This window comes from Streptomyces colwelliae (assembly GCF_048158785.1).
Lineage (GTDB): Bacteria > Actinomycetota > Actinomycetes > Streptomycetales > Streptomycetaceae > Streptomyces.
Window position 1 is genome coordinate 1 of sequence record NZ_JBLTJC010000513.1, and the last position, 6124, is coordinate 6124.

At 71.9% G+C, this 6124-nt stretch carries 5 protein-coding genes and 2 pseudogenes; all 7 read left to right on the forward strand.

The window, feature by feature from the left end:
• Positions 1-53: 53 nt before the first annotated feature.
• Positions 54-1304: a serine hydrolase domain-containing protein gene (locus ACNFOC_RS49350; protein WP_416965534.1), complete on the forward strand. Its 1251-nt coding sequence runs from the start codon at positions 54-56 to the stop codon at positions 1302-1304.
• A gap of 163 nt (positions 1305-1467) precedes the next feature.
• Complete coding sequence (locus ACNFOC_RS49355; protein WP_416965538.1) at positions 1468-2754, forward strand: NAD(P)/FAD-dependent oxidoreductase; 1287 nt, start codon at positions 1468-1470, stop codon at positions 2752-2754.
• Complete coding sequence (locus ACNFOC_RS49360) at positions 2751-3491, forward strand: DUF1365 domain-containing protein (protein WP_416965535.1); 741 nt, start codon at positions 2751-2753, stop codon at positions 3489-3491. Before ACNFOC_RS49355 ends, ACNFOC_RS49360 begins: the two co-directional genes overlap by 4 nt.
• Positions 3488-4771: a class I SAM-dependent methyltransferase gene (locus ACNFOC_RS49365; RefSeq protein ID WP_416965536.1), complete on the forward strand. Its 1284-nt coding sequence runs from the start codon at positions 3488-3490 to the stop codon at positions 4769-4771. Before ACNFOC_RS49360 ends, ACNFOC_RS49365 begins: the two co-directional genes overlap by 4 nt.
• On the forward strand, positions 4768-5586 hold the full coding sequence (locus tag ACNFOC_RS49370; protein ID WP_416965537.1) for a DUF1295 domain-containing protein: 819 nt from the start codon (positions 4768-4770) through the stop codon (positions 5584-5586). The genes ACNFOC_RS49365 and ACNFOC_RS49370 overlap by 4 nt, the downstream gene beginning before the upstream one ends.
• A gap of 68 nt (positions 5587-5654) precedes the next feature.
• A pseudogene (locus ACNFOC_RS49375) lies at positions 5655-5981 on the forward strand (alpha/beta fold hydrolase); the annotation flags it as partial.
• 17 nt (positions 5982-5998) lie between these two features.
• Positions 5999-6124 (forward strand): annotated as a pseudogene (locus tag ACNFOC_RS49380) (FAD-dependent oxidoreductase); the annotation flags it as partial.

Below are 6124 nucleotides of genomic sequence, written 5' to 3' on the forward strand. Positions count from 1 at the left end.
ACTCCGGATGGTGCCGTGGCACCCCAGCCCCGATCCGGAAGAAGCGCCCCCACATGCGACGTACCCCCACCCGACGCCTCCTGGCAGCCGCGCTGCTGGTCGCGTCCGTACTGGCCGCCCCGGTGATGGCGACTTCCGCCACCGCGACGGCAGCCACCGCCGCCGGCACTCCCACCAGCGTGGTCCACCCCCTGGGCATCGACCCGCACGACGGGCACGACCACTGCTCCTCCACCGGCCTCGGCCACGGCGTAACCGCCCGCCTCGACAAGGCCATCGCGGACGTCCGTAAGCAGGCCGCCATCCCCGGTGTCGCCGTAGGCCTGTGGATGCCGGGCAAGGGCTGCTACGTCCGGGCGACCGGCGTCGCCGACAAGGTCACGCGGCAGCCGATGAGCACCGACTTCTACTCGCGGATCGGCAGCGAGACCAAGACGTTCACGGTGACCGCGCTGCTCCAGCTCGTCGACGAGCGGCGGATCGGGCTCGACGACCCGATCTCGCGCTACGTCCACGGCGTGCCGAACGGCCGGCACATCACCCTGCGCCACTTGGCCGAGATGCGCAGCGGCCTGTTCCCGTACAGCGCGGACGCCGACTTCGCGCACGACCTGCTGAGCGACCCGACCCGCTCGTTCACCCCGCAGGAGCTGCTCGCGTACGGCTACAAGCACCGCAACACCGCCGCGCCGGGCAAGGTGTTCGTCTACAACAACAGCAACCTGGTCCTCCTCGGCCTGGTGATCGAGAAGGTCACCGGCCACCACGTCGCCGACGTCATCAACCGGCGGGTGCTGCGCCCGGCCCACCTGGACCAGACGTTGTTCCCCGACGGCCCGAACGTCCGCGAGTTCCCCGAGCCGCACGCGCACGGCTACACCAACCAGACGCTGACCGGCGCCGTCGCCGACTCCACGGACTGGAACCCGAGTTGGGCCTGGTCGGCCGGCGCGATGATCTCGACCATGCACGACCTGCGCAGCTGGGCGAAGACCGTCGCCACCGGGGAACTGCTCAGCCCCGAGACGCAGAAGCAGCGCCTGAAGACGCTGCCGACCGGATTCCCCGGCCTCACCTACGGCCTCGGCATCTTCGAGACCGGCGGCTGGATCGGCCACAACGGTTCCATCCCCGGCTACGAGTCCGTGACCGTCTACCTCCCCGCCCTCAAGGCGACCCTGGTCGTGCTGATCAACACCGACATCACCACCGGGGGCCAGGAGCCGTCCACCCTGCTCGCCCGCGCGATCACGCGGATCGCCACACCCGGTCACGTCTACGACGGCTCGGCCCCCACGCGCTAGAGACATCCCGCCCGCTCGACACCACACCCCCGGGTCATCGACCTGGGGGTTTCGTGTCGGTCCTGGTGGTCCCGCCATCCGTTTCGCCGTTCGGCCAATCCGGCCCCCGACCTGATCCGGATTACGCGTGAACCCCCGACCGGCGGGAGGAGACGTGACGGAGATGGCGATGGAGCGGACAGCGCGGTACGGGCGCCGGACCGCGGTGATCGGTGCGGGGGTGGCGGGGCTGACCGCCGCGTACATCCTGGGCCGGGCCGGTCACGTCACCCTGTACGAGGCCGACGACCGGCTCGGCGGGCACGCGCACACCCATGAGCTGACGTCGGCGCACGACGGGCGGGTGCACCGCGTCGACTCCGGTTTCATCGTGCACAACCGGCGCACCTACCCGCGCCTGCTGCGGCTCTTCGACGAACTCGGCGTCCCCACACAGGAGTCGGAGATGAGCATGTCCGTGCGGTGCGAGGGCTGCGGGCTGGAGTACGCCGGTGCCCGCGGCCCGGCCGGACTGTTCGCCCAGCCCCGCAACCTTCTGCGCCCCCGCTATCTGCGGCTGCTCGCCGAGGTGCCCCTCTTCCACCGCGCGGCCCGCCGCTTGCTGGCCCGGGGCGGTGAAGAGGCCCTCACCCTGGGGGAGTTCCTCGACCGGGAGGGCTACTCCCCTTATTTCCGAGCCCACTTCGTCACGCCGATGGTGTCGGCGGTGTGGTCCTGTGACGCGCTCACGGCCCAGCGCTACCCGGCCGCCTACCTGTTCCGCTTCCTGGAACACCACGGAATGCTGTCGGTGGGCGGATCTCCCGTGTGGCGCACGGTCAGTGGTGGTTCGGGAACGTACGTCGACCGGATCGCCAAGCACATCGGCGAGATTCGCACGTCCACCCCCGTGCGGTCCGTACGACGTCACGCCGACCGCGTCGACATCACCGCCGAGGACGGCAGCACCGAGTCCTACGACGCCGTCGTGATCGCCGTCCACCCGGACCAGGCGCTCCGGCTGCTCGCCGAACCGACCGAGCTGGAGCGGGAGTTGCTGGGCGCGTTCCCGTACTCCCGCAACACCACCCTCCTGCACACCGACACCCGGCTGCTGCCCCGCGCCCCGGGCGCCCGCGCCTCCTGGAACCACCTGATGCCGTCGTGTACGGCCGACTCCGGCCAGGTGCAGGTCAGTTACGACATGAACCGGCTCCAACGGCTCGATGCCAGCGAGACGTACGTGGTCACCCTGGGCGGCGAGGACCGCGTCGACCCCGGCCGGGTACTGGCCCGCATGGTCTACGAACACCCCGTCTACACCCCCGAGTCGGTGGCCGCGCAGCAGCGGCTGCCCGAACTCGCCGGTGACGTCTGCGTGTTCGCGGGCGCTTACCACGGCTGGGGTTTCCACGAGGACGGCTGCCGGTCGGGTGTCGAGGCCGCGGCGGCGCTGGGAGTGCGGTGGTGAACGCCGTACCCGCGCTCTACGCGTGCACGATCAGCCATGTGCGGACCACCCCACGGCGGTACGCGCTGCGGCACCGCACGTACATGTGGCTGATCGACCCCGACCACCCGCCCCAACTCCCGCGTGCACTCAGGCCCTTGGCCCGCTTCGACCCTCGGGACCACTTCACCGGCGACCGGCCCTCCATCCGGGCCGGTCTCGACGCCTTCCTCGCCGGGCACGGCGTCCACCTGGACGGCGGCCGGGTGCTGATGCTCACCCACGCCCGGGTGTTCGGCTACGTCTTCAACCCTCTGACCCTGTACTGGTGTTACGGCCCCGACGGGGAACCGGAACCGCGCTGCGTGGTCGCGGAGGTGCACAACACCTACGGCGGACGGCACTGCTACCTCCTGCGGCCGAACGAGGCCGGGAGCGCACGTGTGCGGAAGCGGCTCTACGTCTCCCCGTTCTTCCCGGTCGACGGCGGTTACCGCATGCGGCTGCCGGCGCCCGGTCCCCAACTCGCCCTGACCGTCCACCTGGAGCGCGACGGCGCCCGTGCTTTCACCGCGACGGTACGCGGCACCCGGCGCGAGGCGAGCACCGCGCGCCTGCTGCGGCTGGCGCTGCGCCACCCCTGGTCCACCCTGGCCGTGTCGGCCGCGATCCGCGTCCACGGCATCCGCCTCTACCTGCGGGGACTGCCCGTTCAGCCCCGAACCGACGACCACCGCGCCCCGGAGAACGTGACATGACGACAGCAGAACCCCGCACCACCACCCGCGTGCGTACCGCCGCCGTCGACCGCGCCCACTGGCCCGACATCGCCGCCGTACCGCCCGCCTCCCGCGTCCGTACGGCCCTCACCGCGGCCCTCGTCCGACGGGCCCTCGCCCAACTCCCGCTGCGGGCCCGGTTCGCAGGCGCCCCGGACGTCGGCAAGGGCGGCCCGCTGATCGATGTCCATGCCCCGGCCGCGTTCCACGCCCGTATCGGCGCCCACGGCCTGGTCGGGTTCGGCGAGTCGTACATGGCCGGTGAGTGGGACGCCCCCGACCTGGTGGCCGCCCTCACCGTGCTCGCCGGGAACGCCGCCGGGCTGATCCCGGCCCCGTTGCAACGGCTGCGCGCCCTGTGGGCACCACGTCACCCGCACGCCGAGCGCAACACACCCGACGGCTCCCGCGCCAACATCAGCCGCCACTACGACCTGTCCAACGAGCTCTTCGCCCTCTTCCTCGACGACACCCTCACCTACTCCTCGGCCGTCTTCCGGGGCTTCCCCGCGAGCCACGACCTCCTCGCGGCGGCCCAACACCGCAAGATCGACCGGCTGTTGGACCTCGCCGACGTGGGCGAGGGCACCCGGCTCCTGGAGATCGGCACCGGCTGGGGCGAACTCGCCCTGCGGGCCGCCGCCCGAGGCGCCCGCGTCACCTCGCTCACCCTCTCCCGCGAGCAGCGGGACCTGGCCGTGGAGCGGGTGCGCGCGGCCGGTCTCGACGACCGCGTCTCCATCGAACTGCGCGACTACCGCGAGGCAGTTGGGACGTACGACGCCGTCGTCAGCGTGGAGATGATCGAGGCGGTCGGCGCCGAGTTCTGGCCGGTGTACTTCCGCGCCCTGGACCAACGGCTCGCGGCGGGCGGCCGGTTGGCGCTCCAGGCCATCACCATGCCGCACGAACGGATGCTCGCCTCCCGGGACACCTTCACCTGGATCCACAAGTACGTCTTCCCCGGCGGCCTCATCCCGTCCACCGAGGCGGTCGAGGAGACCGCCCGCGACCACACCGGCCTGCGCCTCGCCCGCCGCGACGCCTTCGGCGCCCACTACGCCGAGACGCTGCGCCTGTGGCGCGAACGGTTCACCGAGCGGGCCGGGGAGGCGGCGGCGCTCGGCTTCGACGAGGTTTTCCACCGCCTGTGGACGTTCTATCTCGCCTACTCCGAGGCCGGGTTCAGGTCCGGCTATCTCGACGTACAGCAGTACTTGTTCACCAAGCCGCACCCCGGCGGGCGGGACGACCGGTGAACGGCCTCTCGTCCGGCTTCCCCTGGAGCGCGTTCGCGCTCAACCTCGCCTGGTCCGCCGCCGCGGCTCTCGCGGTCATGCTCGTCACGTTCGCCGTCGCGGTGCGGTTGGGTGTGCACCGGATCGTCGACATGGCGTGGGGCCTCGGCTTCACGGCGGCGGCCGGTGTGACCTTCACCGTCTCCGCCGGTGAGGGGGATCCCGTACGACGGCTGCTGGTGACGGTGCTGACGGCGGTCTGGGGGCTGCGGCTGGCGGTCCACATCGCCCGCCGGGGCCGGGGCCACGGCGAAGACCCGCGCTACGAGGCGCTGTTGGCCAAGGCGCCCGGCAACCGGAACGCGTACGCCCTGCGCATGGTCTACCTCCTCCAGGGCGCGCTGGTCTGGCTGGTGTCCCTGCCCGTGCAGGCCGCGCAGTACGTGCCGGGTCGGCCTTCGGCGCTCAACTACGTTGCCGGTACGGCGGTGTGGGCGGTCGGCATCGGGTTCGAGGCGGTCGGGGATGCCCAACTGGCCCGTTTCCGCGCCGACTTCGCGAACCGGGGCCGGATCATGGACAGCGGCCTGTGGTCCTGGACCCGGCACCCGAACTACTTCGGCGACTTCTGCGTGTGGTGGGGCCTGTTCCTGCTCACCTGCGACTCCTGGGCGGCGGCCGCCGTGTCCGTCGTATCCCCGCTGGTGATGAGCCTGTTGCTGACCCGGGGCAGTGGAAAACGGCTGCTGGAACGGCACATGGCCGACCGTCCCGGATACGCCGAGTACCGTGCCCGCACCAGCGGTTTCCTCCCGCGCCCGCCGGGACGTGAGTGAGCTAGGAGCACCTCATCGAGCCACAGCACGGCAGCACCGAACACACGGACGTGTGGCCTTCGTTGAGGGTGCGTCGACGTCCGCCGCACCCCCGAGCCGCCGTCCTCGTCCTGCACGGCGGCCAGGAGACGAGCGAACGCCCTGCCCGCCCCTGGCAGTTGGCCGCGCTGCGCATGGGCCCGGTCGTGCGCGCGGTGACCGCCGCGCTCCCGCACCAGGACGTCCTGATCGCCCAGGTCCGCTACCGCCTCCGCGGCTGGAACGGCGACCGCGCCGACCCGGCCCACGACACCCTGCGCGCGCTGGACGCCCTCGCCGAACTCACCGGCCCCGTACCGACCGTGCTCCTCGGCCACTCCATGGGCGGCCGCGCCGCCCTCCGCGCCGCCGGTCACCCACTCGTGACGGGCGCGGCACGGACGGGCTGGCCGGCGTGCACACCCTGCGCACCCTGGACGACGCCCGCGCCCTGCGCGACGAACTCGCCCTGGGTGGACGGCTGGTGGTGATCGGCGGCGGGTTCATCGGCGCCGAGGTC